The following is a 25,147-nucleotide window of genomic DNA, read 5'->3' on the forward strand; positions in this document are numbered from 1 at the left end:
CTACCGGAGGAAGCCGCCTCTGCGGAACACGCGAAGGATCAGCTCATCGAAGGGGACGGACACGTCCGCGCGGAAGTAGCTCACCTGCCGCGACGTGCAGAAGCGGCGGATCTCGTCGAGGTACTGCTCGTAGGCCTCGGCGTAGCGCTCGAGCACCTTGGGGGTCACCGTGACCTCGCGCTCGTCGCCGGTCTCGCAGTCGTAGACGCGCACGTCCCCGCGCAGCGCAGGCCGGGCCTCGCGCGCGTCGACGAGGTGGAGCACGAACGGCTCGAACCGGTTGTACCGGAGGACGTTGATGCCGCGCTCGAAGCCCGCCGGATCGTAGAGATCGCTGAGGATCACGGCGAGGCCGCGCCGCTTGTGCTGCGCCACGAAGGTCTTCATCGCCTCGCCGAGGTCGGTCGGGCCCTCGGCGCGCGCCTGTCCGAGGAAGCGGAAGATCCTGAAGATGCGCGCCTTGCCGCGGGTCGACTGCATGCGCCCGCTGATCTCGTCGGTCGCGGTGACGATCGCGATGCGGTCGAGGTTGGCGAGCCCCACGTACGCCAGCGCCGCGGCGAGGCGCTTCGCGTGCCGCAGCTTCTCGCCGTCGCCGAACGCCATCGACGCCGAGGTGTCGACGATGAAGTAGATCGAGAGGTCTTCCTCCTCCTCGTAGAGCCGGATGAGGAGCCGGTCGAAGCGCTGGTACGCGGCCCAGTCGAGGTACCGGAAATCGTCGCCGGGCGCGTAGTCGCGGTGGTCGGCGAACTCGACCCCGGAGCCGGTCTTCTTGGTCCGCCGCTCCGCGCGCATCGCCCCCGAGAAGACGCGGCGGCTCACCATCGCGAGATAGTCGAGCTTGCGCTGGAACTCGTCGTCGAAGAGCTCCTCGTCGGGGGCGCTCGCGGAGAGCGCGGAGAAGCGGCGCAGCGGCGCGGCGGCCCTCTTGAACGCGTCGAAGAGCCCCATGCTACCTTCGACGGCGCCTCATTTGCTCTCCGGAAGGTGCTTGAGGATCGCCTGCAGCACCTCGTCGGTCTTCACGCCCTCCGCCTCGCCCTCGAAGTTGAGCAGCACGCGGTGCCGCAGGGCGGGGAGCGCGCACGCGCGCACGTCGTCGACCGACGCCGCGAACCGCCCCTCGAAGAGGGCGCGGATCTTCGCGGCGAGCAGCAGCGCCTGCGCCCCGCGCGGCGACCCGCCGAACTTCACGAACCGCTTCACCTCGTCGAGGCTGCCTCCCTCGGCGGGGTGGGTGGCCTGGAGGAGCCGCACCGCGTAGTCCTGGACGTGCTTCGCCACGGGCACCTCGCGGACGAGCCGCTGCATGGCGATGATCCGCTCCTTGTTCAGGACCGGCCGCACCTCGATCGCGTCGGTGCCGGTCGTCCGCTCGAGGATCGAGTTCAGCTCGTCGCGGCTGGGGAACGGCACGTGCAGCTTGAAGAAGAACCGATCGAGCTGCGCCTCGGGCAGTGGGTACGTCCCCTCGCTCTCGAGGGGGTTCTGCGTCGCCAGGACGAAGAACGGCTCTTCCAGCGTGTAGCTCTGCCGCGAGACCGTGACCCGGTGCTCTTGCATGGCCTCGAGGAGCGCGCTCTGCGTCTTCGGCGTGGCCCGGTTGATCTCGTCGGCGAGGACGATGTTCGCGAAGATCGGCCCCTTGCGGAACGAGAACGACCGCTGCCCGCCCGCGTTCTCATCGATGACGGTGGTGCCGATGATGTCCGCGGGCATCATGTCGGGCGTGAACTGGATGCGCGAGAACTGGAGGTCCAGCGCCTCGGCCATGGTGCGGACGAGCATCGTCTTGCCGAGCCCCGGCACGCCCTCGAGCAGCGCGTGCGAGCCCGCGAGCATGCACGTGAGCACGCCGTCGACCACCTCGCGGTTGCCGACGATGACCTTCCCCACCTCCTCGCGCAGCTCTCCGATGCTCGCGCGGAACTCGTCCACCTCGGCCCGCGCTGCTTCCTTCGTCTTCTCGGCCATGACTTCCTGCTTCGCGCCCGCTGTCGCGGAGCGCCTGGTAAGGCGCGGTCGCGTTCGAGCCGCCGGCTCGACTCACTCGCGCGGCCTGATGAGCTGGAAATACCGGTTCACGTAGAACCGGTATCCATCAGGGATCTGATCCTTGTTGATCTGCTGCTCTGCGACCGTGTGATAGTCGGTGAAGACCTTCTTGTAGCCGGTCCCCTTGAAGCCCCGCTCGGCCGCGCTGAGGATCACCTCGCTGTTCGAGGGCCCTTGCTGCGTGTCGAGCCCCTGCGCCTGGACGTCCTGGGTCCCCATCTTCGGGTCGGTGCGCTTGCCAGCGATCTCGCCGCCGCGGCCGGAGCCGACGCCGTCACCCCCGGGCTGGTTGCCGCCGTTGCTGTTGCCCTGGCCGCTCCCCTGCCCCTGCCCCTGCCCGCCGCCGGGCATCAGGATCTTCTTGCCGCCAGGCCCGATCACCAGCTCCTGCCCCTGGCCTTGCCCGCCCTTGCCCTGACCGCCCTGGCCTTGCTGGCCCTCCTGCCCTTCCTGCTCGCCGTCGCCCTGCCCCTGCTGGCCCTGCCCCTGCTGCTCCTCGCCGCCGCCCTGGCTGCCGCGCGCGCGCTTTCCGAAGCGGAGCATCCTGGCCATCCGCTGCTTGCCCCCCTGCCCTTGCTGGCGCACGAGCTCCCGGAGCTCCTCGAGCCGCTGGCGCAGCTCTTCCTTCTCCTGCTCGGACATCTCCTCCTGCTGCATCCGGTTGATGTCCTCGGCCGCCTGCTCGAGATCGTCCGCTGACATCCCGAGGTCGCGCATCAGATCCTCGGCGGCCTTGGCGAGCTCGCGATCGAGCCGGTCGAGCTGGCGCCCGGTCCGCTCCTTCTGCTCGGCCTCGCGGTCGAGCCGCTCCAGCTCCCGCTCCTTTTTCTTGAGCAGCCTCTCCTGCTCGGATCTCTGCTGATCGTTCGCGGAGGCCTTCTGCTTCTGCTTGAGGAGCTGCTCGCGCGCCTCGGCGCGCTTCTCGTTGACCGCGGCGAGGGCCTCCTTGCGGCGCGACGCCGCCTCGGCGAGCGCCTTGCGCAGCCGCTCGATCTCGGCCTTGTCGAGCTTCTTCTTCTTGTCGCGGAGCTTCTCGGCGAGCTCCTTCAGGTCCTTCTTCGCCTTCTCGAGATCCTTCTTCTCGAGGGACTCCCCCACGCCCTTCGCCAGATCGCTCTTCTTGAGGTCGAGCCCCGTCTCCTTCAGCGCCTCTTCGAGCGCCTTCAGGTCGGCCTCCGCGCCCTTGAGGAGCTCTCGCTCGAGCGCCTCCATGCGGCGGAACGCCTCGGTGCGATCGAGGCGCTTGTTGGCGATGTCCTCGATGAGCTGGTTGAACCGCTCGACCGCGGACTTCATCTCCGGGCTCTGGTCCTGCCGATCGAGCGCCTTGGCCGCGTCCTTGAAGAGCTCGATGTCGTCGGGCGACATGGTGAGCGCGTCGATGGTCGCCGCGACGGGCGCCTGCTTCCGCGGGGTGCGCACCTCGAGCAGTGCCACCGCCAGCACGCCGAGGCCCACCGCGGCGGAGGTCCAGAGCTCGCGAGGGAGCGCGAGCGGCGCGGCGCCAGCGGGGCGCAGCCCTGCGGCGTGCTCGCAGGCGTCGTCGATCGCCGCCTCCATCAGGGGGGTGCGCTGCGCTGCGGGTAGCGCGTCGAAGGCGAGCGCGATCGTCAGCCGGTCGTGGAGGCCGTGGTGCCGATCGAGGGCGATGGTGCCGGCGCGGGGAGGCAGGCGGCGCAGCATCGCCACGACGAGGGTGGCCAGCACGAGCAGCCCCGCGCCGAGGAGGAGCTGGCGCGCGCGCGGCTCGCCGAGGTACGCCGGGAGCGCCTTGTGCACCGCGAGCGTCCCGGCGGCGAGCGCGAGCGCGAGGGTCAGCGCGCTCGGCAGCGCGCGCAGCGCGCGCCCGAACCGGAGCCTCAGCTCGACCGCGAGCGCGGCGCTGCGAATGCGGTCCAGTTGCTTCGTGCGAGAGTCGCTCACGGTGCTCAGCGCTCCGGGCGCCCCCCGCGGGGGCCCTCGAAGGGGAAACGTCGCAGCATTGTACCTGCTGACGGGTCAGGCGCCCGAAAGTTCCTGGGAGGCTCCGCGCGACGTACGTGGGAGGCTGCGCGCGACGTACGAGGGAATGACGCGCGGCGAGCCCTGATGATTCCCGTGCGGGGCAGCCTCTGCGCTCAGCGCGCCGCCGGCATGCATGCGCGCTGCCGGTGGTGGGTGGGGGTCTTCCCTCGAGGCGCTGATCGGACGGCTCTTCTGCGCCCGGCTCGGCAGCGGCACGCGTACGTTGCGTGGGAACAAGGTGACGGGCCGCCGCGCACGGCGCCCGCCTCGGATTGGATCACTTCATCGACTTCTTCTTGGACGCCGCCTTCGTGGCGGCCGGCTTCTTCGCCGCGACCGGCTTCTTCGCCGCCTTGGCGGCCGGCTTCTTCGCCGCGACCGGCTTCTTCGCCGCCTTGGCGGCCGGCTTCTTCGCCGCGACAGGCTTCTTCGCCGCCTTGGCGGCCGGCTTCTTCGCCGCCTTGGCGACCGGCTTCTTCGCTGCCTTGGTGGCCGGCTTCTTCGTCGCGGCCGGCTTCTTCGTTACGGCCGATCGTTTCGCAGCCGCCGTGCTCGCCATGGCACCGTTTGCCGCCGACTTCTTCGCCCCCGTCGCCCGCTCTCTGGAAGGCGGCTGCGCCGCGGCTTCAGGCTCCTCGCCAACCGCGCTTGCCTGAGCCCTGGCGCCGTTCGCATCGGGAACCTGCTTCGCATAACGCGCGAGCGTCTCGCGCACCCGCGCGTCCAGATCCGCGAAATCGAACGGCTTGTTCAACCAGGCGTCCGCGGCGAAGAGCGGCGAGGTCATCTCGTTCAGGTTCTCGCCGATCCCGGTGAGCATGATGACGCCGGTGCTCGCGAACGGCCGTCCGTCCGACGTGTCGCTCTTCAGCCGCTTGCAGATCTCCCAGCCGCTCATGCCGGGCATCATCACGTCCAGGATCACCAGATCCGGCTGGTGCTCACGCGCGAGCTCCCAGGCGGCATCGCCCTCGGAAGCCTCGATCACAGAGAACCCTAGGTTCCTCAGGTGACGCGCAACGAGGCTCAACATCGCCGGTTCGTCTTCGGCCACCAGCACACGGGGCGGCATCGTGCTCGCGGAAGGCATCGTGGATGCGGATGAGAGTACGTGCGCGCGAACCGGTCAAGAGAGAACGAGAGCGCGCGGCCGCGGCGAGCGCGCTTCACCGTCCCCGCCCGTCCCCGCCCGTCCCCGTCCTCCCGAGCGACCCCGAGCGTTCGGGAGGATGCGCTCACGCGGCGCGCGCGAGGGCGATCTTTTCCGTCTGCCCCGCCGCATAGAAGCGTCGCAGCGCCGCGAGCAGCTCGGCATGTCGCCCGTGGCGGGCAAACTCGGACTCGAGTCGGCCCGCGAACCGCGCCGCCAGATCGTTCGCGATCCGGTAGCGATCACCGGTCTCCGTGCCCGGTGGATCCATGAAGGTGACCCGCTCGAAGAGATGGGCGCGGATCCGCGCGGCGCGCTCGGGCTCGAAGCGCCCCGCCCCCGGTGGGGCCGCCTCGTGGCGGCGCCGGAGCGGCGGGCCTGGCGGCTCGACCTCGTCCGCCAGATCGCCATGAACGAGCAGCACGTATTTGTCGACCTCGGCCTGGAGCTCGAGCTCGAGCTGGGTCGCCGGCAGCTCCCTGCGGGCCCGCTCGGCCACATAGAGGAAGTGGCTCACGCCCTCGACGATCTGGCAGATCTCGTCGAACGTCCGCTCTCGCCCCCGCGTGATCGCCCGGCGGGGCAGGTGCAGCGCGATCTCGATATCCCCGTCGGCGTGCCGGATCAGCAGCGCCTCGCGTGCGCTCCCGTCCGTCAGCCGGATGAAATCGTCGACCGCGGGCGCGTCATCGAGCGCATACGTGCGCGCCAGGTGCTGCTGGATCCGGGACGGGAAGGTCGCCCCCTGCATCAGTTGAGCCCGCCCGTACCACGGCTCGGCACGAGCCCTCGTGCCCCGAGCTCATCCGCGAGGCGGCTCGATCCCGTACGAACCCAGCGCTCGTACAGCCGGAGCACCGAGCGCTCGTCCCGAGCCCCCGACGCGAGCGTACCGTCGGCCACATCGTTCAGGACGCTCACGAACCGCTCGAATTTCTCAGCCATCTCCGAAAGAACATCGGGCCCCTGGCCGACGCGCGCATTGAGGCGCAGCATAGCGGCCGCATGGTGGTAGGCGGTCGACCCGACCCCGACCACGTAGCCGCGATCGACCCCCTTCAGCTCGATGTGGCCGCCGAAGAAGCCGACCACGTAGAGCACGCTGTCTCCCAGGTTACGCAGCCGCTGGAAACGCTCGGCTCCGGAGGCTTCCAGCGCGTCGCGCAGAAGAAAGGTCAGGGGCTGGTTGAAGGCAGACTCGGCATGCTCGTCCGGGTGAGCAAAAGCACAGAGCAGACCGACGAGGTAGCTCGACGCCGCCTCGGTGGCAGCGACGTTCCGAACTCGGAGCGCCTCGTCCACAACCTCCTGGAAATAGCGGGTCATGCTCGGGGAGAGAGAGATCGCTTGGCTCACAGCGGCACCTCACTTATGCGGGTGCCCTGGATACCGACGTAACCCGGGCCACCGCGCGCTCAGGTCAACCAGACACGTCCTGACGGCCTCCCTCGGGCTGGAGGCCCTGAGGGCATCGCGTCACTGTGCTGCCGCAGCTTTGCCCTCATAAGGGCATTTTAGCCGAGGGGCTCCGCCGGGCCCAGCCTTGCGCAACGCACCTTCCCCTGCGATCTCCAGAACTTACAGCCACCTCCGCGCCTGGCTGCCAACGCGCAAAGTGCCGGCCTGGGGCCACTCTTGACACCCTCCAGGGGGTGGCTATCTTCCGCGCGCTCGCTAGCACTCGCCACAGGTGAGTGCTAGCAAAGTGCCCAGACTGCAATCGTAGGGGGCCTTCCGGCGCGCTCCGTTGCGCCGGCTGGGTCCGCCGTTCGTGGGACGCGGCGCTCGTCCCCGGAGGACTTGCAAAGATGAAGATTCGACCGCTCCAGGACCGCGTGATCGTTCAGCGCGTGAAGGAAGAAGAGAAGACCAAGGGAGGTCTCTACATTCCCGACACCGCGAAAGAGAAGCCGATCGAGGGGACCGTCGTCGCCGTCGGCAACGGCAAGGTCGCCGAGGACGGTACCGTGCGGAAGCTCGACGTCAAGGAGGGCGATCGCGTCCTCTTCGGCAAGTACTCGGGCACCGAGGTCAAGATCGACGGCGAGGAGCACCTCATCCTCCGCGAGGACGACATCCTCGGCGTGATCGAGAAGTGACGCGGGCGACAGAAGGAACTTAGGAGAGACACCATGGCAGCCAAGGAAATCATCTACAACGAGTCCGCCCGCAGCATGATCCTCGCGGGGGTCAACGCCCTCGCCGACGCGGTCAAGGTCACCCTCGGCCCGAAGGGGCGCAACGTCGTCATCGAGAAGAGCTTCGGCTCGCCGACGGTCACCAAGGACGGCGTGACGGTCGCCAAGGAGATCGAGCTCGAGAACCGCTTCGAGAACATGGGCGCCCAGATGGTCCGCGAGGTCGCCTCGAAGACGAGCGACATCGCCGGCGACGGGACGACCACCGCGACGGTGCTCGCCCAGGCGATCTACCGCGAGGGCTCCAAGCTCGTCGCGGCCGGGCACAACCCGATGGAGATCAAGCGCGGCATCGACAAGGCGGTCGAGGCGATCGTCGAGCACCTCCGCAGCTCCGCCAAGCAGACCAAGGACGCGAAGGAGATCGCGCAGGTCGGCACGATCAGCGCGAACGGCGACGAGACGATCGGCAAGCTCCTCGCCGACGCCATGGAGAAGGTCGGCAAGGAGGGCGTGATCACGGTCGAGGAGGCCAAGAGCGCCGACACGACCCTCGACGTGGTCGAGGGCATGCAGTTCGACCGCGGCTATCTCTCGCCGTACTTCGTGACCGATCCCGAGGCCATGAAGGCGAACCTCGAGGACTGCTACATCCTCATCTCGGAGAAGAAGATCTCCAACATGAAGGACCTGCTCCCGGTGCTCGAGGCGATCGCCAAGAGCCAGAAGCAGCTCCTCATCATCGCCGAGGACGTCGAGGGCGAGGCGCTCGCGACCCTCGTCGTGAACAAGCTCCGCGGCACGCTGCACTGCGCGGCCGTCAAGGCGCCGGGCTTCGGTGACCGCCGCAAGGAGATGCTGAAGGACATCGCCACCCTGACGGACGGCCAGGTGATCGCGGAGGAGCTCGGCCTCAAGCTCGAGAACGTCACGATCAGCGATCTCGGCCGCGCGAAGACGGTCCTCATCGACAAGGACAACACCACGATCGTCGGCGGCCAGGGCAAGAAGGACAAGATCAAGGCCCGGCAGCAGGAGATCCGCGCTCAGATCGAGAACACGACGAGCGACTACGACCGCGAGAAGCTCCAGGAGCGGCTCGCGAAGCTCGTGGGCGGCGTCGCGGTCGTCAAGGTCGGCGCCGCGACCGAGACCGAGATGAAGGAGAAGAAGGCCCGCGTCGAGGACGCGCTCCACGCGACCCGCGCGGCCGTCGAGGAGGGCATCGTCCCGGGCGGCGGCGTGGCGCTCATCCGCGCGCAGAGCTCGCTCGAGAAGCTCAAGGTCAACGACGAGCAGCGGTTCGGCGTGAACATCATCCGCCGCGCCATCGAGGAGCCCCTCCGCCAGATCTCGGCCAACGCCGGGGAAGAGGGCTCGATCGTCGTGCAGAAGGTGCGCGACGGCAAGGACTCGTACGGCTACAACGCGGCGTCGGGCGACTACGGCAACCTGCTCGAGATGGGCGTCATCGATCCGGTCAAGGTCGTCCGGTCGGCGCTCCAGAACGCGGCCAGCGTCGCCAGCCTGATGCTCACCACCGAGGCGCTCATCGCTGAGCGGCCGAAGGAGGAGAAGGCGGCGGCTGGTGGCGCCCACGCGGGCCACGGCCACGACTTCTGATCGCGGAGCGCCGCGCTGACCGCTAAGCCCGGCGGGCGAGGGCCGACTTCCTCCTCAGGAAGTCGGCCCTTCGCCATTTCGACTTCCGGCGGGCCGCGGCGCATGATCTGATCCGGCGCAGGTTCGCGATGAGCACCCTGACTACCGAGCGCCTGGCGCTCACCCCGGTCTCGCTGCCCCTGCTCGAGGCGGTCATCCGCGGAGATCGCGCCGAGGCCGAGACCCTGTCCGGCGCGCGCTTCCCTGGCGCCTGGCCCGGGCGCGCGCTCGTCGAGCGCGCCTTCAGCTCGCCGCTCGACCGGCTGCGCGACGATCCAGAGGCGTTCCTGTGGGGCACGCGGCTGATGGTGACGCGCGGGCAGGAGGAGCGCGTCGTCGTCGGCAGCGTGGTGCTGAACGGCCGGCCCGACGCGACCGGCACGGTGGAGATCGGCTACGGCGTCGAGGGCAAGTCCCAGGGCCAAGGCTACGCGACGGAGGGGTCGCGCGCCGTCCTGCACTGGACGCTGCAGCAGCCGGGCGTGAGGCGCGTCATCGCGACCACGCCGGCCTGGCACCGCGCGTCGCTCCGGGTGATCGAGAAGCTCGGGATGCGCCCTGCAGGAACGCTCGATCACGACCTCCTGGGCGAGCTCCTCGTCTTCGAGCGCTACCCCGAGTAGCGCCCCTCCGTCCCCGTGGACGGCGGCCCGCCTCGGCGCCGCTCACCCTCCTGCGCGGCTCACGCCGCCGCGCGGGTCGCGCCGCCGAGCCCACTCGCACAGGGTCATGCCCGCCGCGATCGCCACCGGGTACGAGTGGTTGATCCCGTACATGGGGATCGCGATCACGTCCTCGCACGCGTCGAGCAGCGCCTGCGGCAGCCCGTCATCCTCGCTGCCGAAGAGGAACACGAGCCCGCGGGGGAACGGCGCCTCCCAGAGGGTGCGCCGCGCGTGATCGCGCTCCACGCCGATGAGCGGGCGGCCGCGCGCCGCTTCGAGGAAGCTCGCCTCGTCGGGGCACTCGACGATGGTCTCGTACTTCTGCATGCCCATCGAAGCGCGCTCGTAGTAGGGCTCGGTCCCGATCAGGAAGATCTCCCGCACAAGGAACGAGTGCGCGACGCGGATGATGGCGCCGATGTTGAACGGGTTCTTCGCGCGGCAGACGGCGACGGAGAAGTCGTTCCGCAAGGGGGCGAGCTCTTCGCGGATCTCCCGGGTGGTGAGCCCGAAGGGCGGGATCTTCACGGCGCGCTGGCTCCCCTACTCGGCGGCGAAGCGATCGAACAGCGGATAGATGGGCCCCTCGTGGACCCTGATCCGCTCGGTCGTGCCCGTGGCGTGCTTGACCAGGAGCACGAGCCCGGCGCGCGGCACGGCGTCGAGCGCGCCCCGGATCGCCGCGACGGACATGCGCCGCACTGGCTGCCCGGCGATCTCCAGCACCTCGTCGTCCTTGCGGAGCCCGGCGCGCTCTGCAGGCCCGCCCTCCATCGTCCGCGAGATGAATGCCGAGCCGGAATGCAGCTGGTACCAGAGCCCGAGGCCGAGCTTGGCGTGCGCCGGCTGGAACGCGAGCGTGAGCGAGCCGCCCGCGTCGAGCTGGATCTCGATCTCCCCTGCGGCTCGGTGCGTATCGCTCGGACGGCCGATGTCGCGCACCCCGATCGGCTTGTCGATGAGCGGATCCGCTTCCCAGACCTCCACCCGGAGCCGGTCCTCGGGCATGATCTCGAAGTTCCCGCTGGGTCCTTCGGGCCAGGTCGGCTCGAGCGTGTTCGGTTGCTCCGCCGTCCGAAAGATCTCCGCGCCGTTGACGAAGACGCGGACATAGGGGTCCGGGAGGTCACCGGCGCCGGAATCCCAGGCTCGGCCGTCCCGAGTGCGCTCCGGGATTCTCGCCCGGACGACCCGCAGCCATCGGACGTTCTCGGGCGGCGGAGGATGCAGCTCCTGGTCTGAAGGAGGCTCGTGCAGGCGGGTCGAGTGCTCGGGATAGAGCGCCGAGCAGCCGCCCGCGGCGAGCGGCGTGCCACCTGCGGCGAGCAGCAGGAGGAACGCGGGCAAGCAGAGCGAGAGCGCGCGATGCCGTTGGAGGACCAAGATGGCGCCATTTTTGGCCGGAGCCGGCGTCAGCCGCAACTAAACCGTGCTATTTCGGGCGCCCATGCAGGATCAGCCCGTCATTGCTACCAGCGACCTCAGCGCGCACGTCGGCAGCACTGTCGTGCTCCGCGGATGGCTCTACAACAAGCGATCGAGCGGCAAGCTCCACTTCCTCGAGCTGCGCGACGGCTTCGGCACCGTCCAGTGCGTGATGGCGAAGAGCGACGTCGGCGACGAGGTCTTCGCGGCCGCCGACAAGGTCACCCAGGAGAGCGTGATCGATGTCGTCGGCGAGGTGAAGGCGCACCCGAAGCGCGCCGGGGTCTACGAGATCGCCGCGTCCGGCTTCCGCGTGCTCGGCCCCACCGCCGGCGAGTACCCGATCTCCCCGAAGGAGCACGGGACCGACTTCCTCATGGATCACCGCCACCTCTGGCTGCGATCGAAGCGGCAGCACGCGATCTTGCGCGTTCGTCACACCATCATCCAGGCCATCCGCGACTTCTTCGACGGGCGCGGGTTCACGCTCGTCGACGCGCCGGTCTTCACGCCGAACGCGTGCGAGGGGACGAGCACGCTGTTCCAGACCGACTACCACGGCGAGAAGGCGTACCTCACCCAGTCGGGGCAGCTTTACATGGAGGCGGCAGCGGCCGCGTTCGGGAAGGCGTACTGCTTCGGGCCCACGTTCCGCGCGGAAAAGTCGAAGACCCGCCGCCACCTGGCCGAGTTCTGGATGGTCGAGCCCGAGGTGGCGTTCATGGACCTCGCGGGCGACATGGACCTCGCGGAAGACTTCCTCTGCTTCATCGTCGAGCGGGTCCTCGAGCGGCGCCGCCCCGAGCTCGCGGTGCTCGAGCGCGACGTCGGCAAGCTCGAGGCCGTCAAGAAGCCGTTCCCGCGCATCCGCTACGACGAGGCCGTCGCCATCCTGAACGAGGCACGCGCAGAGAAACGTAAAATGGCTGGAGAGGCCGAAATTCCTGATTTTCCCTGGGGAGAGGACCTCGGCGGCGAGGACGAGACGATCATCTCCGGCCGGTACGATCGCCCCGTCATGATTCACCGCTATCCGGCTCAGGTGAAAGCCTTCTACATGAAGCGCGATCCGACGGACGACCGGCTCGCGCTCTGCGTCGATGTCCTGGCGCCGGAAGGTTATGGAGAGGTGATCGGGGGCGGGCAGCGCGAGGATGATCTCGCCACCCTCGAGCGGGCAATCGAGGCGCATCGGCTGCCCCCCGAGGCGTTCGGCTGGTACCTGGATCTGCGCCGGTATGGCACCTTCCCGCATGCGGGCTTCGGGCTCGGCGTCGAGCGGAGCGTCGCCTGGATCTGCGGTCTGCCGCACGTGCGCGAGACGATCCCGTTCCCGCGCATGCTGAATCGGCTCTCGCCTTAGTGCCGCGCGTCAGAGATCCTGCCGGAAATTCTGGGCGCCGCTTGGCAGCGCCTCGTTCACGGCGCGATGCGCCACGGCGCCGACGCGGCGAGCCGACGCGTGGGGGCGTGGAAGCGTGGAAGCGTGGGAGCAGACGAGGCTAGCCGCTCCTCGCGCGCACCCACGCGTCGGAATCGCGACGCTGTGCGAGGAGCGTGAGTAAGAGGTAACGCGATCGGCAAGCCCACGCCCACGCCCACGCGACGCGCGACAACGGCGGGCAGTGTGGTCAGGCCGTGCCCGCGCCCCGCCTCGCCGCTGGGGATCCGTTTTTGCTCCGCTTGCAGGGCGACTCTGTCGTATCAAGAAAGCATAGGGCGCAACCCGCGACCCACGCTCACTCGGCCGACCGACGGAGCCACCCCTGCTTGCAGATGAGGGAGCGCTCTACCGGCGAGCCGGACCCTGCCCCCGCCTCCCCGACCCAACTCGCGAGGACAAAGCTATGGCTCGTCTCGTCGGCTTTATCGGTAACCGTCCGGATCTCGGCGCGCGTGCGATCGAGCTCGAAGAACGTGCCCTCACGGTTCGCCGAAGGGAGGGCGTGATCCCTGGCTGGGGCGTCGGCTTCTACCAGGGAGGAGAGATTCTCCTCAAGCGCCGGCCGATCGATGATCGACCGGAGATCAGCCTGGCCGACATGACCAAGGACGTGCGCGCCGACATCCTCGTGGCGCATGTCCGGGCTGCGACCGTCGGCAGCCTGCGCACCGAGAACACGCACCCGTTCCGCTATCGGCAGTGGCTGTTCGCCCACACGGGCACGGTCGAAGGGTTCGCCCGCCTGCGGAACCAGCTGAGCGACTCGCTGCCGCAGTTTCTCCAGCGCGACGTTCGCGGCGAAACGGACAGCGAGCTCCTCTTCCACCTGTTCCTGTCCTTCCTCCACGACAGCGGCCAGCTCGATCGACCCAACGTGGACGCGGCGAGCGCGCGGACGGCCCTCCGGTCCTCCATCGCGCTCGTGGACCGGCTCTGCGCGGAGGAAGGGGCGGGGCCGAGCGCGATGAACATCGTGGTCACGAACCCCGAGTACCTGCTCGCCGCCCACGGCGGCACGTCGATGGCGTACCGCATCTACCAGGGCAGCGACGACATGGAGCGGCTGCTCAGCGACGGCGGGCTCGGCCGGATGCGCATGCCCGACTATGCCGCGAGCCGGTTGACGCTCGTCGCGTCGGACTTCGATGACGACCAGGCTCCCGCGGGGTGGACCCACGTTGGCGAGCGTGCGATCGTGACGTTCACCCGCGCCGATGCTCCCGCGATCGAGCCGATCTGAACGCCCGGAGGGCCCGCAGGAGGCCAGGGCCCATGCGCCGCCGGCCGGCGCTCCGGACGCCTCTCGGCCGTCGCGAGCGTGTCCATCGCTGCTCGTCGCCGTGATCGCGGGCGGGTCGCTCCTGGGGTGCGGCCGCGGAGGACCGGCCTCCTTTCCCACCGCCGCCGAGCTCTCTGACGAGCGCCGCCGCCCCGACGGCGTGGCGCTCGATCCGGCGAGCACCCCGCCGCCACCGACGAACCAGGCAGACGTCGAGGACAGCGTCGTGACCCTCCGGACGCCTCTCGGCATCGGCGCCGCGCTGGACGTCGTGGACGAGTTCTTCCGGCGGGTGGTCGCCGAGGACAGCGAAGCCTTGAGCGAGCTGCTGACGCGCGATGCCCTCGCGATCCACACCGGCTCGGGCGGATCGGGGCAGCCGCCGAGCGCCGGGCTCTGGTGGGAGCAGCGGTTCCGGCGACTCGAGTACGGAAAGCTCGCCGGAGAGCCGGTCTATCGGGAGTCGGAGCTCCAGATCTTCCGCGCGGAGGATGTGCTCGCGACGCCGCAACACCCCGCGATCCAGCCCGAGACGCTCGACGACCAGGACGTCGTGATCCGCGTGCCGATCGCGACCGCGCGGGTCGCCACGGATCGCCTGCTCGGCGACGAGATCGTCGTCTGGCTGCGCCGCGACGGTCCGCGATTCAGGATCTATCGGCTGCTCGAGAACTTCCAGTTACAGTAGGCTTTGCGCTTGTGCCATATCTCCGACAAGATCGGGGCTCGATGAGCCGCCTCAAGATCGCGTTCGTGGGCTCCGGGGGAGCGGCGCGAGGCCTTGCGCACCTCGGCGTGCTGAAGGCTTGCGAGGAGCTGGGCATCCATCCAGAGATCTACGTGGGCGCGGGAGCGGGCGCGCTGGTCAGCGCGACGTACGGGCAAGACATCCCGCTCGACGTGCTGCTCGACGCCTACCGCCTCCCCTGGCGACGACGTCACCGCGGGCCTCGCCTCCACGTGTCGAGCTTCTTCGGCGCTCCCGCCCTGCGCGATCTGCTCGACCCGGGATACCTCTGCTCGGGGGTGTTCTCGATCGACAGGCTCGAGCGCTACGTGCGCCGGACGCTGCCGATCAACGACTTCCGGCAGCTGCCGCACGCCGTCTACGTGACGGCGGTGGACGTGGACAGCGCCAAGCGCGTCGTGTTCGGCCCGGGCTACGACGAGGCCACGCCGATCAGCCAGGCGGTGGCCGCCAGCTGCTGCGTGCCCGGCCTGTTCCGGCCCTACCGCATCAACGGCCGCTATCACTTGAGCGGCGAGGTGATCCGGACGCTCTCCGCCGACGTGGCCGTGAATGCCGGCGCGAACATCGTGATCATCTCCAACATCTACCGTCCCGAGGAGCGCGACGAGTCGCAGCGCTCGATCGCGAGGAGCGGCGCGCCCAGCGTCGTCCGGCAGTCGCTCAGCATCCTTCTGGCCGAGAAGGAGCGCCGCGGCGTCGAGCTCCTCTCCAAGCTCTACCCGAGCGTCACCTTCCTGGACGTGGCGCCCGCGATCGGCCGGTACAGCTACATGAACCGGTTCGCCGCCAAGCCGCTCGTCCTGCGCGGCTACCGCACTGCGCTCCGCATACTCGCCGCCGCGAAGGAGAAGGGCGTGTTCGACGCCCCCTCCTCGAAGAGCGCTCTAAACTAGAGCGGCTACATCCCCGCGACGATGCGGAACCCGTCCTGGTACTCCACGAGCTCCAGCCGGTTGTCGTCGACCTTGCGGCGCCACTCTTCGCCCTTGCCCCCCGGGATGCGGTAGCTCGCGCTGAAGGTGTAGTCGACGTAGATGACGTCATCACCCTTCAGGACGCGCCGGTAGCGGATCTCGTAGCGGATGGCGCGAGCGTCCTGGAACTTGCCGGTGAGGTACGCGCGCAGGCCAGCGTAATCGAGGTCGTCCGCCGCATCGATGTTGCCGCCGTCCTCGTAGTACTTGGGCGACGCGAGCTTGAGCAGCTCGCCCACGTCCTTGCTCTCCACCGCGTTGCGATACTTCTCGCAGAACGAGATGATCTTGCGGTTGTCGTCGTTGTCCTCCACGTCCGTGTTCGGGATGTAGTGGGTCGCGCACCCGGCGAGGACGGCCGAAGCAACGATGAGGAGCGAAGCGACAGCTTTTGTTTGGCGGCAGAACATACGCAGGCAGGACAACGCTCGGGGGAAGCAGCTGATTCCAGCTGAGAACCTTGCCAGATCGAGGCGCGGATCGGCAAGCGAAGCGATCACGATCACCAAGGATGACGGGGACGGGCGCGCCGCTACGCGTGCTCCTCGAGCCAGCGGAGGAGGGCGAGATGGCCGACCGGCCCCTCGTGGTCGACAGGGAGGTCCGGATCGACCTTGCGCAGGCGCTCTTCGTCGCCGGGATCCGCCTGCAGGAGGAGCGCGACGGCGCCGCTGGCGAGCGCGCGGTGCTGGGCGCCGGTGAGGCCGAGCAGCTCGCGCGCGACCGGCCCAGCGTCGTCGGCCGCGAGGACGACCATGCGGTCGGCGTCCGAGGACGCGACCAGATCGGCCGCGGCGCGGAGCGCCTCGAGCGCGCCGCCGAGCCCGGCGCCGACCGCGAAGCTCGGCCCGGTGAGCTGGTACGCGATGGCGCACTCGCCCGCGATCGCGTTCGGCGACGTCGCAGGGAAGAGGCGCGGCTCGACGAAGCGGGCTCCGCGGGCGCGCCGGCGGGCGTCGTACACCTCGTTGGTGTCGATCGTGGCGAGCGCGTGGCCCGCGACGATGCCGGCCCCCCGCAAGCGATCGGCGCCGACGAGGGCGGCGAGGGCTGCCACCGCGGTCAGCCCGAGCCGGCAGAGCGCGTCGAGGCGCGCGAGGCGGTCGCGCGCGATGCCGGTCGCCTCGGCGAGGCGCCCGAGATCGGAGCCCGTCACGTGCGCGTGCGCGCGGAGGACCACGGCGCGCGGGCGCCGCGGGCGGCGCCCGCTGGCGGAGGACGTGAGCAAGAGGGCGGCGTTGGCGCCGCCGAACGCCGCCGAGAGCTTGAGCGCCGAAGAGAGCGGGCGGGGCTCGGCGCGCTCGAGCAGGTGAGCCGGCGCGTCGGGGTCGAGCTCGCCTTCGGAGGCCGCCGGTGGAGCGATGGACGCCTGGAGGGCGGCCGCTGCGGCGAGCGCCTCGAGCACGCCGGCGGCCCCGAGCGTGTGCCCTATCTGAGCCTTGAACGGGTGGACCACCGGAGGAGGCGCATCCACGCCCGGCAGCGCGTCCGAGCCCTCCGCGGCGCCGCGCGGCGAGAGCATCGCGGCGATCGCGCGCGACTCCATCGCGTCGTTGTAAGGCGTCGCCGTGGCGTGGGCGCTGATCAGACCGACGCGCGAGGCAGGCCACCCGGCGTCGGCGAGCGCCGCGGCGCCGGCGCGCGCGAGCCCCGAGCCGGTTCGATCCGGGGCGGTGATGTGCACCGCGTCCGTGGAGGCGCCGAAGCCGGCGACGCGGACGATCACCGGGGCGCCGCGGAGACGATCCTCGCGGACGAGGGCGACGACGGCGGCGCCCTCGCCGAGCGCCATGCCGTCACGGCCGACCCGAAACGGGCGCGACCTCGACGCCGTTGTCGCGCGGAGCGCCTCGAAGCCGGCGGCGACGAAGATGCTGAGGGCGTCGTAGCCGCCGGCGAGCACGAGATCGCAGGCGCCGCGATCGAGCCAGCGGAGACCGAGGCCGATCGCCAGGGTGCTCGCCGCGCACGCCGCGAGCAGGTGCGTGCGCAGCGGCGTCCGCTCGAGCCCGAACGCCGCGAGCGCGTCGTTGAACGGCGCGAAATACGTCGCGCGCGAGGCCAGCGCGGCGAGCGATCCGGCGTCGGCCCCCTCGGCGCGGGCGGCGAAGAACCGCTCCGCGGTGAGCATGCCGCCGCTGGAGGTGCCGAGGGCGATGCCGATGCGCTCGCCACGAAAGCCAGGACGCACGCCCTCCAGCGCCGCGAGGGTCTGTGAGAGCGCCGCCTTCAGCAGGTCCGTGGCGCGATCGGCGCCTGGATCGACGCCGAGCTCCGCCGGGGCGCGCGCGGCGAAGGGCCGCAGCAGGCCGGCGCGAGCCAGCTCCGCGTCGCGCGCGATAGCGACAGGCGCAGGCTCGCCAGCCCGAGGGACGCGGTAGGCGAGCTGGCCGAGGCCGAGCGCCGAGACAGCGCCCGAGGCGATGACGCAGGCGTCGCTCATGAGCCGCCCCCCGGCCGGAGCGCGTCGGGATCGACGAACGCGCGCGGATCCGGCGCGCGATCCCGCTCCTCGGCCTCGCAGATCACCGTGATGAGCAGCCCGGTCGAGGCCTGCGCGTAACGGACGTTGCCGCAGCCCATGCCCTCGGCGATCACGACCTCCTCGTCGAGCCGGCGCCGGCGGGCGCCCTCCGCCGTCGACCACGTGGTGCGGCGCGCGCCGATCACGCCGCGGTCGTTGACCCGCAGATCGATCACGGCGTCGCCGTCGCGCAGGACGAAGGACTCCGTGCTCTCGGCGCGCGAGTACCAGAGCAGCGTCCCCGCCGCCGGGTGGAGCATCCACCAGCGCAGGAAATCTACCGGCAGACCGCGGAGCGCGGTCCGCGGCGTCGATGCGTCGCCGCGCCTCAGCAGATCGAGCGCGGGGACGGCGAAACGGAAGCGATCGCCGCGGGCCCACAGGTCGAGCGCGGTGGTGCCGCCCGGGCCGAGGAGGATCATCCGCAGCGCGCCCTCGGGCTCGAGGAGGTCGCTCTCCGCCGCGCGTGCGCGCCCTTCGATCGCCGGCGGGGCGACCGCGATCGCGCCGCGCGCCTCGAGCACGTGGCCCGTGCGCGGCTCCCGCAATGCCAGGCGGACGCGGAGCGTGCGCGGGCCAGCCCCCTCGACCTCGCGGCGGAGACCTGCGAGGCGCTCGCGCCCCTCTCGCCACGCGGAGGGGTCGAGCCGCGCAGCGGACGTGCCCGCCGATGGGCCAGGCAGGAGGCGCGCTAGCTCGGCGTCGAGCGCGCCGCCGTGCCGGCGATCGAAGGGCGCGCTCGCGGCGCAGGCAGGGAGGCTCGCGAGCAAGAGCAGGAGGCCCCCGGCGCTGACGAGGTGCCGCGAACGACGGCGGGGAGCGGGCGGCGACGTCGTCACGCGTCGCCGGGAGCGACCAGCAGGATGGCGTATCCCCGGTCGGGTGCGCCGCCCACGACGAGCACGCTCGCGAGGTCGCGGCTGGCGAGCGCCGCGACCGCCGCAGCAGCGGCGAACCCGCCGGCGCCCTCGTGATCACCCGAGCGCGACGCGAGCGTGGAGCGCCGCACCTCGGCCCACGGTGAGCCCTGCAGGCAGGCGACGAGGCGCTCCTCCTCTCGTCCGACGAACACGGCGGCTGGCGACGGGACGGTGGCCTGCGCTCGCAGGGCGACGTCTACCGAAGCGCCGAGGCGCGCCGGCGCTGGCGCTCCCGCGAGCATCCCCACGCCGTCACCCCGCCAGGAGTTCCACCAGGACACGACCGCCACCGGGCGCGCCCCTCGCTCACGCACACGCGCGGCGCTCTCGAAGAGCAGCACGGCAGCGCCCTCGCTGCGGACACCGCTGCTGACGACCTGCGAGCAGATCGGACCGAGGCACCGCTCGATCATCGGGCTCGTCTCCTCGACGCTGCCCGCGGCGAGCGCCTCCCCCTCCCCGGCCGTGATGAGCTCGATGGCCGTGACCATGGCCGCTTCCGCTGTCGCTCCGAGATCGGCCATCGCGAACACCGGGCCACGGAGGCCCAGGTAGATGGAGGCATGCCCGACCGGCGACGAGGGGACCAGGTTCGGAAAATCGGCGGGGCTCGCGTACTTCGCGCCCTTGTCGTAGATGCGCCGCATGTAGGCGGTCGAGGCGTCGACGCTGCCAAAGGACGCGCCGACGATGGCGCCAGGCAGGGTGCGGCTCGGCGCGACGTCGGCCGCCGGATCGCCCGCGCCGGCCTCGGCCTGGACCGCGCCGCCGAGCCCGGCCTCCGAGAGAGCCGTGAGGATCGCGGCCGTCGTCAGCCGGCCAGCGCGGTCGAGCCGCCTCGCCCGCGCGAGATCGAGGTGCGCGGCCGTGTTGAAGGGGATGGCCCCTTCCGCTGGCGGAGGGCCAGGCTCGAGATACGCGGCGCCGCCGCGGGACGCGAGGACGCCGAGCGGGCCGATCGTCGCGGCCGCCGTCACGACGACCGAGCGCCGCCGGGGCGCGATGCCGGCGTCGAGCGGCGGAGGAAAACGGCCTGGCTGCGCGAGCACGAGCACGCTGTCCGTGCCGCCGAAGCCGAAGGAGTTCGACATCGCCGACCGGATCGGCGCCTCGCGCGCCTCCTTCAGGTGCGCGAGCTGGCACTCCGGATCGACCTCTTCGAGGCCGCCGGTCGGGGGCATCACGCCGCGCGCGATGGCGAGGGCGGTGATCGCGGCCTCGACCGCGCCCGCTGCGCCGAGCGTGTGCCCGATCTGCCCCTTCGATGAAGAGACGGCGATGCGGTTCACCTCGGGGCCGAGGCAGGCGCGCAGGGCGGCGCTCTCCATGACGTCGTTCAGCGGCGTCGCGGTGCCGTGCGCGTTGACGTAATCGAGATCCGAGGGCGTGAGCGCCGCGCACCGGAGAGCGTCGCGCATGACGCGCGCGGCGGTGCGCCCCTCGCGCTCGGGGTTGGTGATGTGATGCGCCTCGGCGCCGGTCGCCCATCCGCGGAGCTCGACGATCGGCTCCGCCCCGCGCGCGCGCGCGGCGTCCTCGGACTCGAGGAGCAGGAACGCCGCCGCTTCGCCGAGGTTCAGACCGGCGCGCCGCCGATCGAACGGGCGGCACGGCTCCGGATCGACGGCCGCGAGCGCGCCGAAGCCGGTGTACGTCAGCCGGCACAGGCCGTCGGCGCCCCCCGCGAGCACGCGGGTGGAGAGGCCGGCGCGGAGCCAGGCCGCGCCCAGCAACACGGCGTTCGCGCCGCTCGAGCAGGCGCTGCAGACGCTCCTCGCCCGACGGAACGGACCGACGGCGGCGCGGACGTGGTCGGCCGTCGAGGAGAGGGGATGCGAGAGCATCCGCTTCAGGGGGGCGATCGCGCTGGGGTCGTGCGACAGCCAGGCGAGCAAGTCCTCCGTCTCGAACATCCCGGCGGTCGTCCCGCCGACCACCAGGTCGACGGGAACGGCCCTCGGGTCGATGCCCGCGTGTCCGAGCGCCTCGCGGGCCGAGAGCACGGCCATGGCGTCGGTGCGAGACCACCCTTCCGCCTCGCCGGGCGGCGCGACCTCCTCGGGGGAGAGGTCGCGGACCTCCGCGGCGATGCGCCCGCGCGTCCCGGGGATCTCGAACAAGGAGAGCGGCGCGAAGGCCCGCTCTCCTGCGATGAGCCGGTCCATCGTCTCGCTCGCCCCGCGCCCCAGGGGCGAGACGACCCCGATGCCCGTCACCCAGATGCGCACGCCCGAACGGCTCTCTGCGGCGCGTTCACGCCGCCGCGGTCGACTTGACGATGTGGGCCACGAGCGCGTCCACCGATGCGAAGATCGGCCTCGCTTCGTCGCCCTCCGGGATGCGGACGCCGAAGCGCTCCTCCACGCTCATGGCGAGCTGGAGCGCGTCCAGCGAATCGAGGCCCAGCCCCGCGCCGAACAGCGGCGCGGCGTCGTCGATGTCGGCCGGCGTCTTCCCCTCGAGGTTCAGCTCCTCGACCATGAGTTCTTTTAACTTCTGCCGCACGTCCTGCGCGTTCATGAGCACGTCCCTGCGGGGTAGCACAATTCCGCGCCTTTCCACCAGGGGGCAGCGCTTTTTCTGACGGTTTGGTAAAGAGCGCCCATGGCCCTCGTCGACTACGCCACCTCTGCAGGCGTCGCGCTGCTCACGCTCAATGATCCGCCCGTCAACGGCTACACCCACGAGATGATGAAGGACCTCGACGCGGCCATCCTCGAGGCCCGCTTCGACAACGATGTCCATGTCATCGTCATCACCGGGCACGGCGAAAAGTTCTTCTGCGCAGGAGCGAACATCAACATGCTCCGCGAGTCGGACCCGACGTTCAAATACTACTTCTGTCTCCACGCGAACGAGACGTTGAGCCGCCTCGAGCACACGCCGAAGCTCTGCATCGCCGCGCTGAACGGCCACGCGGTCGGCGGTGGTCTCGAGATCGCGATGGCCTGTGACCTCCGCATCGCCCGCAAGGGCGCCGGCAAGGTCGGCCTCCCCGAGGTCGCGCTGGGCGTCCTGCCAGGCACCGGAGGCACCCAGCGCCTGGCCAGGCTCATCGGCAAATCCCGGGCGATCCAGCTGATGTGCGAGGGGCAGACGTTCGATTTCGAGACAGCGCTCGCGGTTGGCCTGATCAATGACGTCTGGGAGACGGCCTCCCACGACGAGTTCATGGACCGGGTCCTCGCGTACAGCCACACGTTCACGCTGCCGGACCGCGCGGCGCTGGCGGTCGGGCGCATCAAGCGCGCCGTTCAGACGGGCTTCGAGGTAGGGCTCGAACAGGGGCTCGCCCTCGAACGAGAGCTCCAGGCCGAGCTGTTCACGTCGGAGGACGCCCGCGAGGGGCTCGCCGCGTACATGGAGAAGCGGAAGCCGGTGTTCCAAGGCAAATGAGCGAATGAGCGAATGAGCGAATGAGCGCACGCCGCACGTCGAGCAATGCGCTGCCTCGCCGCTCTTCTCCGTGCGCAGCCGGACCCAGGTTGAGGCCGCCTCGAATGTAATAAAATTTACATTTTTGGCGGCGACGTCGTAGGGGTGGACGATTTTCAAATCAGAGAGGGCTGCTGCACGTAAGTTCAGGCATGCAACAGCTTGTTGAGCATGGGCCCCTTCTGGAGCGGCCCAGCTTCGAGACCGTGTACACTGTTGGGCTGTCATTTCTCCGACAAGCGCTCCGCTGGCTCGGGGTGGCAGAGCGCGACGTCGACGACGTCCTGCAAGACGTCATGATCGCCGCGTATCACGCGCTGGATCGCTTCGATCCGAGGCGCTGCTCAGACGAGGCGCGCACCAGACACCCCCCCTGCGGCCACGCCCCAGGCCTGGAACGCGGGGCGCCACAAACGGCGAGCCCGCTCGGCGAGCCCCTCAGGCGCTGGCTGTTCGGCATCGCCTGGCGACAGGTCGGCCACTACCGCGAGCGCGCCCACCGCCGCCGAGAGATCGCGGCCGGCGCCGGGGCGAGCTGGCCGTTCGAGCTCGCCGACCCCGGCTTGACCTCGGAACAGCTGCTCGCGCGCGAGCAAAGCGGCCAGCTCGTCGGCAGGCTGCTCGGTGGGATCGACACCGAGCGACGCGTGGTCTTGATCATGCACGATCTGCTCGATGTGGCGACCGCCGACATCGCGCGCGACCTGGACGTGAAGGAGAACACGGTGCGCAACCGCCTCCGGCTGGCCCGCGAAGACTTCCGCGTGGCGGTGAAGCGCATGAACGCCGAGGACCGACGCGCGCTCCATCATCCGTTGAGCCTCCAGGTCGCCGAGCGCTCCCGCGGGGCGGACGAAGAGTCGCTCATGAGCGCCGCCAGGCTCATCCCCGAGGTGCCGGACGCTACCCGGCGCAGGATCTGGCTCGCGGTCACGCGCGCGATCGCCGAGGCGCACGCGGGGGGCCCGGCCCCCACGGCTTGCGCCGCGCCAGTTCCGTAGGCGACCGCCGCGCGCACCGAAAGGAGGCCGGCGCGACCGAGGCCCCGGGGCCGGCCGCTCTCAGCGCTCCAGCATCCTGCCGTAGTGCTCGGCGAGCGCCGTCCCTCCCAGGCGGGAGAAGAAGGAAGAATAGCATATCCAGATCGCCAGCCCGTTCATGTCGTCGAAGATCGGCGGGAGATACGGGGGCGGGCGGATGATCCCGTCGGTCACGTGCGCATGGAGGACAGGAACGTCCTCGTGCGCGACCTTCCCCACGAACAAGAAGGGAATCAGCATCGCCCGATCGTGCTGAATGGCCGCGCGCATGAAGGCGTAGTTGAGGACGATCCCCTTGCAGTAGCAGGCGTCCTTCGTGAACGGCGCCCCTCCCGCAAGCACGCCGCCGCGGAAGACGCGCCTGGCATTCTGGAAGCACTCGTCTTCTTCGTAACCTTCGGTGCGGTACCACTCGAACACGTCGAGGAACGACGCCCCGTCCTCCGCCTTGTCCACCGCGAGGATGCGGTCGTTCAGCTTCTTCGCGCGACGCGGAGTGCTCCTGAAGGTGAGGATCTCCAACAGAACGGCGAGGCCTTCCTGAACCGCCGTGGTGCGCGGAGGCCCCTTCGCGAGCCAGCGCGCCACCGGCTGAGCTTGCCCGTTCAAGCTGGTCGCCACGTGCACCCACCCCTCGTGCGCCTCGAGGATGTCGACATCGCTCTTGGCGAACATCGCGCCGCTCCGGATCTTCACGTAGTCGCTGCCGGCGGCGGCGTCCGCGAGCAGCGAGTCGTCCACCTGCACGCGGATCGACGCGCCGCCGAAGAAGCGGTCGAAGCGGGCGTTCAGATCGAGCGCCGCCATCTCCGCCGTGATCTCCCGCTGCTGCGACGGGCCGAGGCGCTCACCGCCGATCGCCGTCAGGAGGTCGTAGAGCACGAACCCCATGTCCCGCACGCTCGTCTTTCCGTCTGGCAGCTTGTCCTTCGGGGATCCGTAGAGCTCGCGGGACAGCGCGTAGAACGCCTTCGTTCCCCGCCCGGTGAGCATGCTCACGACCTTCCGGTACTCGTCCGCCGTCGCGCGGAGGATCTGGCCGAGCCGATCGCGCTTGCCGAGCTCCCGCTCGGCGTCGCGCAGGATCTCCTCGAGCTCGCGCTGCTTGGCCTCCGGGTCGAACCCCAGGTCGTCCGAGTAGGCGACCTGCGGCAGCTCGCGCTGCTTCGAGCGGACAAATTGCTCTTCGACGTCCGCCTCCCAGCGGAGCGCCTGGAGGATGCGGATCGGCCGCTGCGCATCGAGCACGCGCTGGGCCAGCGTCGCGAGGATCTCCTTGTAGGAACGCCACGGCCCCGCGATCGGCGGGAGCGGCGCGTGCGGGATCGGCCCGTCGTGCAAGCTCAGGGACTCGAGCGGCGCCGACGGCGCTTCACCGCTCTCCGCGCCGCCTTCCCCAGGGCCGCCCTGGCCGCCGGTCGCGGCCGCTCCCGCGCCGTCCTCCGCCGCGCCAGCGCTGCCGCTGCGTGGCTCGCCCGCCGGCTCGCTCGCCTCGAGCTCGCGCTGCGCCTCCACGTCCGCCGCGTACGCCCCTCTCCTCTCCCGGGCCTCAGAGCTCTGCGCCATTGCGATCGATTGCTAACACCGGCTCACCTGTCCGAGCAAACCTCCACGGGCCAGGACCAGCGCCGCGCGGACAGCCGGCTTCGCCGGATCCTTGTCGGCATCGCGGCCTCGG

23 protein-coding genes are annotated in these 25,147 nt (G+C 70.4%); 9 read left to right on the plus strand and 14 right to left on the minus strand.

What is annotated here, in order from left to right:
* From WMF22_RS32340 to WMF22_RS32365, 6 genes are all read right to left on the minus strand, one after another.
* Positions 1 to 954 (minus strand): DUF58 domain-containing protein, encoded by a 954-nt coding sequence (locus tag WMF22_RS32340; protein ID WP_437293818.1) that lies wholly within the window; start codon positions 952 to 954, stop codon positions 1 to 3.
* Between the two features lie 18 nt (positions 955 to 972).
* On the minus strand, positions 973 to 1,977 hold the full coding sequence (locus WMF22_RS32345; RefSeq protein ID WP_437323898.1) for an AAA family ATPase: 1,005 nt from the start codon (positions 1,975 to 1,977) through the stop codon (positions 973 to 975).
* Positions 1,978 to 2,049: 72 nt separating this feature from the next.
* On the minus strand, positions 2,050 to 3,981 hold the full coding sequence (locus WMF22_RS32350) for a hypothetical protein (RefSeq protein WP_438032285.1): 1,932 nt from the start codon (positions 3,979 to 3,981) through the stop codon (positions 2,050 to 2,052).
* 358 nt (positions 3,982 to 4,339) lie between these two features.
* A complete protein-coding gene (locus WMF22_RS32355) occupies positions 4,340 to 5,152 on the minus strand; it encodes a response regulator transcription factor (protein ID WP_438032286.1) in 813 nt (270 codons plus the stop codon).
* A 145-nt stretch (positions 5,153 to 5,297) separates the two neighbouring features.
* A complete protein-coding gene (locus WMF22_RS32360; RefSeq protein ID WP_437293822.1) occupies positions 5,298 to 5,963 on the minus strand; it encodes a hypothetical protein in 666 nt (221 codons plus the stop codon).
* Positions 5,963 to 6,538 carry a hypothetical protein gene (locus WMF22_RS32365; RefSeq protein WP_012238538.1) on the minus strand — a complete coding sequence of 192 codons (576 nt, stop codon included), beginning with the start codon at positions 6,536 to 6,538 and terminating at the stop codon, positions 5,963 to 5,965. The genes WMF22_RS32360 and WMF22_RS32365 overlap by 1 nt, the downstream gene beginning before the upstream one ends.
* Positions 6,539 to 7,020: 482 nt before the next feature.
* Between WMF22_RS32365 and groES the strand changes: the two genes are divergently transcribed.
* The 3 genes from groES (at position 7,021) to WMF22_RS32380 (ending at position 9,635) form a co-directional block, all read left to right on the plus strand.
* Positions 7,021 to 7,311: a co-chaperone GroES gene (gene groES / locus WMF22_RS32370; protein ID WP_012238539.1), complete on the plus strand. Its 291-nt coding sequence runs from the start codon at positions 7,021 to 7,023 to the stop codon at positions 7,309 to 7,311.
* 33 nt (positions 7,312 to 7,344) lie between these two features.
* On the plus strand, positions 7,345 to 8,973 hold the full coding sequence (gene groL, locus WMF22_RS32375; protein ID WP_437293824.1) for a chaperonin GroEL: 1,629 nt from the start codon (positions 7,345 to 7,347) through the stop codon (positions 8,971 to 8,973).
* 128 nt (positions 8,974 to 9,101) lie between these two features.
* Positions 9,102 to 9,635 (plus strand): GNAT family N-acetyltransferase, encoded by a 534-nt coding sequence (locus tag WMF22_RS32380; RefSeq protein ID WP_438032287.1) that lies wholly within the window; start codon positions 9,102 to 9,104, stop codon positions 9,633 to 9,635.
* A 42-nt stretch (positions 9,636 to 9,677) separates the two neighbouring features.
* On the opposite strand, the gene WMF22_RS32385 is transcribed toward WMF22_RS32380, so the two are convergent.
* The gene (locus WMF22_RS32385; protein WP_012238542.1) at positions 9,678 to 10,205 is read right to left on the minus strand and encodes a TrmH family RNA methyltransferase; all 528 of its coding nucleotides are present in this window, start codon (positions 10,203 to 10,205) and stop codon (positions 9,678 to 9,680) included.
* Positions 10,206 to 10,220: 15 nt separating this feature from the next.
* Positions 10,221 to 11,060: a PDZ domain-containing protein gene (locus tag WMF22_RS32390; RefSeq protein ID WP_438032288.1), complete on the minus strand. Its 840-nt coding sequence runs from the start codon at positions 11,058 to 11,060 to the stop codon at positions 10,221 to 10,223.
* 64 nt (positions 11,061 to 11,124) lie between these two features.
* Between WMF22_RS32390 and asnS the strand changes: the two genes are divergently transcribed.
* The 4 genes from asnS (at position 11,125) to WMF22_RS32410 (ending at position 15,469) form a co-directional block, all read left to right on the plus strand.
* Positions 11,125 to 12,465 (plus strand): asparagine--tRNA ligase, encoded by a 1,341-nt coding sequence (asnS, locus tag WMF22_RS32395; RefSeq protein ID WP_437903286.1) that lies wholly within the window; start codon positions 11,125 to 11,127, stop codon positions 12,463 to 12,465.
* Positions 12,466 to 13,048: 583 nt separating this feature from the next.
* A complete protein-coding gene (locus WMF22_RS32400; protein ID WP_231864318.1) occupies positions 13,049 to 13,786 on the plus strand; it encodes a class II glutamine amidotransferase in 738 nt (245 codons plus the stop codon).
* A gap of 100 nt (positions 13,787 to 13,886) precedes the next feature.
* A complete protein-coding gene (locus WMF22_RS32405; protein WP_438032289.1) occupies positions 13,887 to 14,513 on the plus strand; it encodes a hypothetical protein in 627 nt (208 codons plus the stop codon).
* A gap of 41 nt (positions 14,514 to 14,554) precedes the next feature.
* Complete coding sequence (locus WMF22_RS32410) at positions 14,555 to 15,469, plus strand: patatin-like phospholipase family protein (RefSeq protein ID WP_437293829.1); 915 nt, start codon at positions 14,555 to 14,557, stop codon at positions 15,467 to 15,469.
* A 5-nt stretch (positions 15,470 to 15,474) separates the two neighbouring features.
* Here the strand turns inward: WMF22_RS32410 and WMF22_RS32415 are convergent, their stop codons facing one another.
* The 5 genes from WMF22_RS32415 to WMF22_RS32435 all read right to left on the minus strand — a co-directional run bounded on the left by WMF22_RS32415 (position 15,475) and on the right by WMF22_RS32435 (position 21,514).
* On the minus strand, positions 15,475 to 15,960 hold the full coding sequence (locus WMF22_RS32415; RefSeq protein ID WP_438032290.1) for a hypothetical protein: 486 nt from the start codon (positions 15,958 to 15,960) through the stop codon (positions 15,475 to 15,477).
* Between the two features lie 122 nt (positions 15,961 to 16,082).
* Entirely contained in the window at positions 16,083 to 17,993 is a 1,911-nt protein-coding gene (locus tag WMF22_RS32420; protein WP_437293831.1) for a beta-ketoacyl synthase N-terminal-like domain-containing protein, read from the minus strand.
* A complete protein-coding gene (locus WMF22_RS32425; protein WP_438032291.1) occupies positions 17,990 to 18,913 on the minus strand; it encodes a hypothetical protein in 924 nt (307 codons plus the stop codon). Before WMF22_RS32425 ends, WMF22_RS32420 begins: the two co-directional genes overlap by 4 nt.
* A complete protein-coding gene (locus tag WMF22_RS32430) occupies positions 18,910 to 21,222 on the minus strand; it encodes a beta-ketoacyl synthase N-terminal-like domain-containing protein (protein ID WP_438032292.1) in 2,313 nt (770 codons plus the stop codon). The genes WMF22_RS32425 and WMF22_RS32430 overlap by 4 nt, the downstream gene beginning before the upstream one ends.
* A gap of 25 nt (positions 21,223 to 21,247) precedes the next feature.
* Entirely contained in the window at positions 21,248 to 21,514 is a 267-nt protein-coding gene (locus WMF22_RS32435; protein ID WP_044969499.1) for a phosphopantetheine-binding protein, read from the minus strand.
* Positions 21,515 to 21,598: 84 nt separating this feature from the next.
* On the opposite strand from WMF22_RS32435, the gene WMF22_RS32440 reads away from it, so the two are divergent.
* Both WMF22_RS32440 and WMF22_RS32445 read left to right on the plus strand, forming a co-directional pair.
* Positions 21,599 to 22,390: an enoyl-CoA hydratase/isomerase family protein gene (locus WMF22_RS32440; RefSeq protein WP_437293834.1), complete on the plus strand. Its 792-nt coding sequence runs from the start codon at positions 21,599 to 21,601 to the stop codon at positions 22,388 to 22,390.
* Between the two features lie 191 nt (positions 22,391 to 22,581).
* Complete coding sequence (locus WMF22_RS32445) at positions 22,582 to 23,430, plus strand: RNA polymerase sigma factor (RefSeq protein WP_438032293.1); 849 nt, start codon at positions 22,582 to 22,584, stop codon at positions 23,428 to 23,430.
* A 60-nt stretch (positions 23,431 to 23,490) separates the two neighbouring features.
* On the opposite strand, the gene WMF22_RS32450 is transcribed toward WMF22_RS32445, so the two are convergent.
* Entirely contained in the window at positions 23,491 to 25,035 is a 1,545-nt protein-coding gene (locus WMF22_RS32450; protein WP_437293836.1) for a flavohemoglobin expression-modulating QEGLA motif protein, read from the minus strand.
* Positions 25,036 to 25,147 lie beyond the last annotated feature (112 nt).

The sequence above is a fragment of the Sorangium sp. So ce204 genome (assembly GCF_051526795.1).
Classification (GTDB): Bacteria; Myxococcota_A; Polyangia; order Polyangiales; family Polyangiaceae; genus Sorangium; species Sorangium cellulosum_B.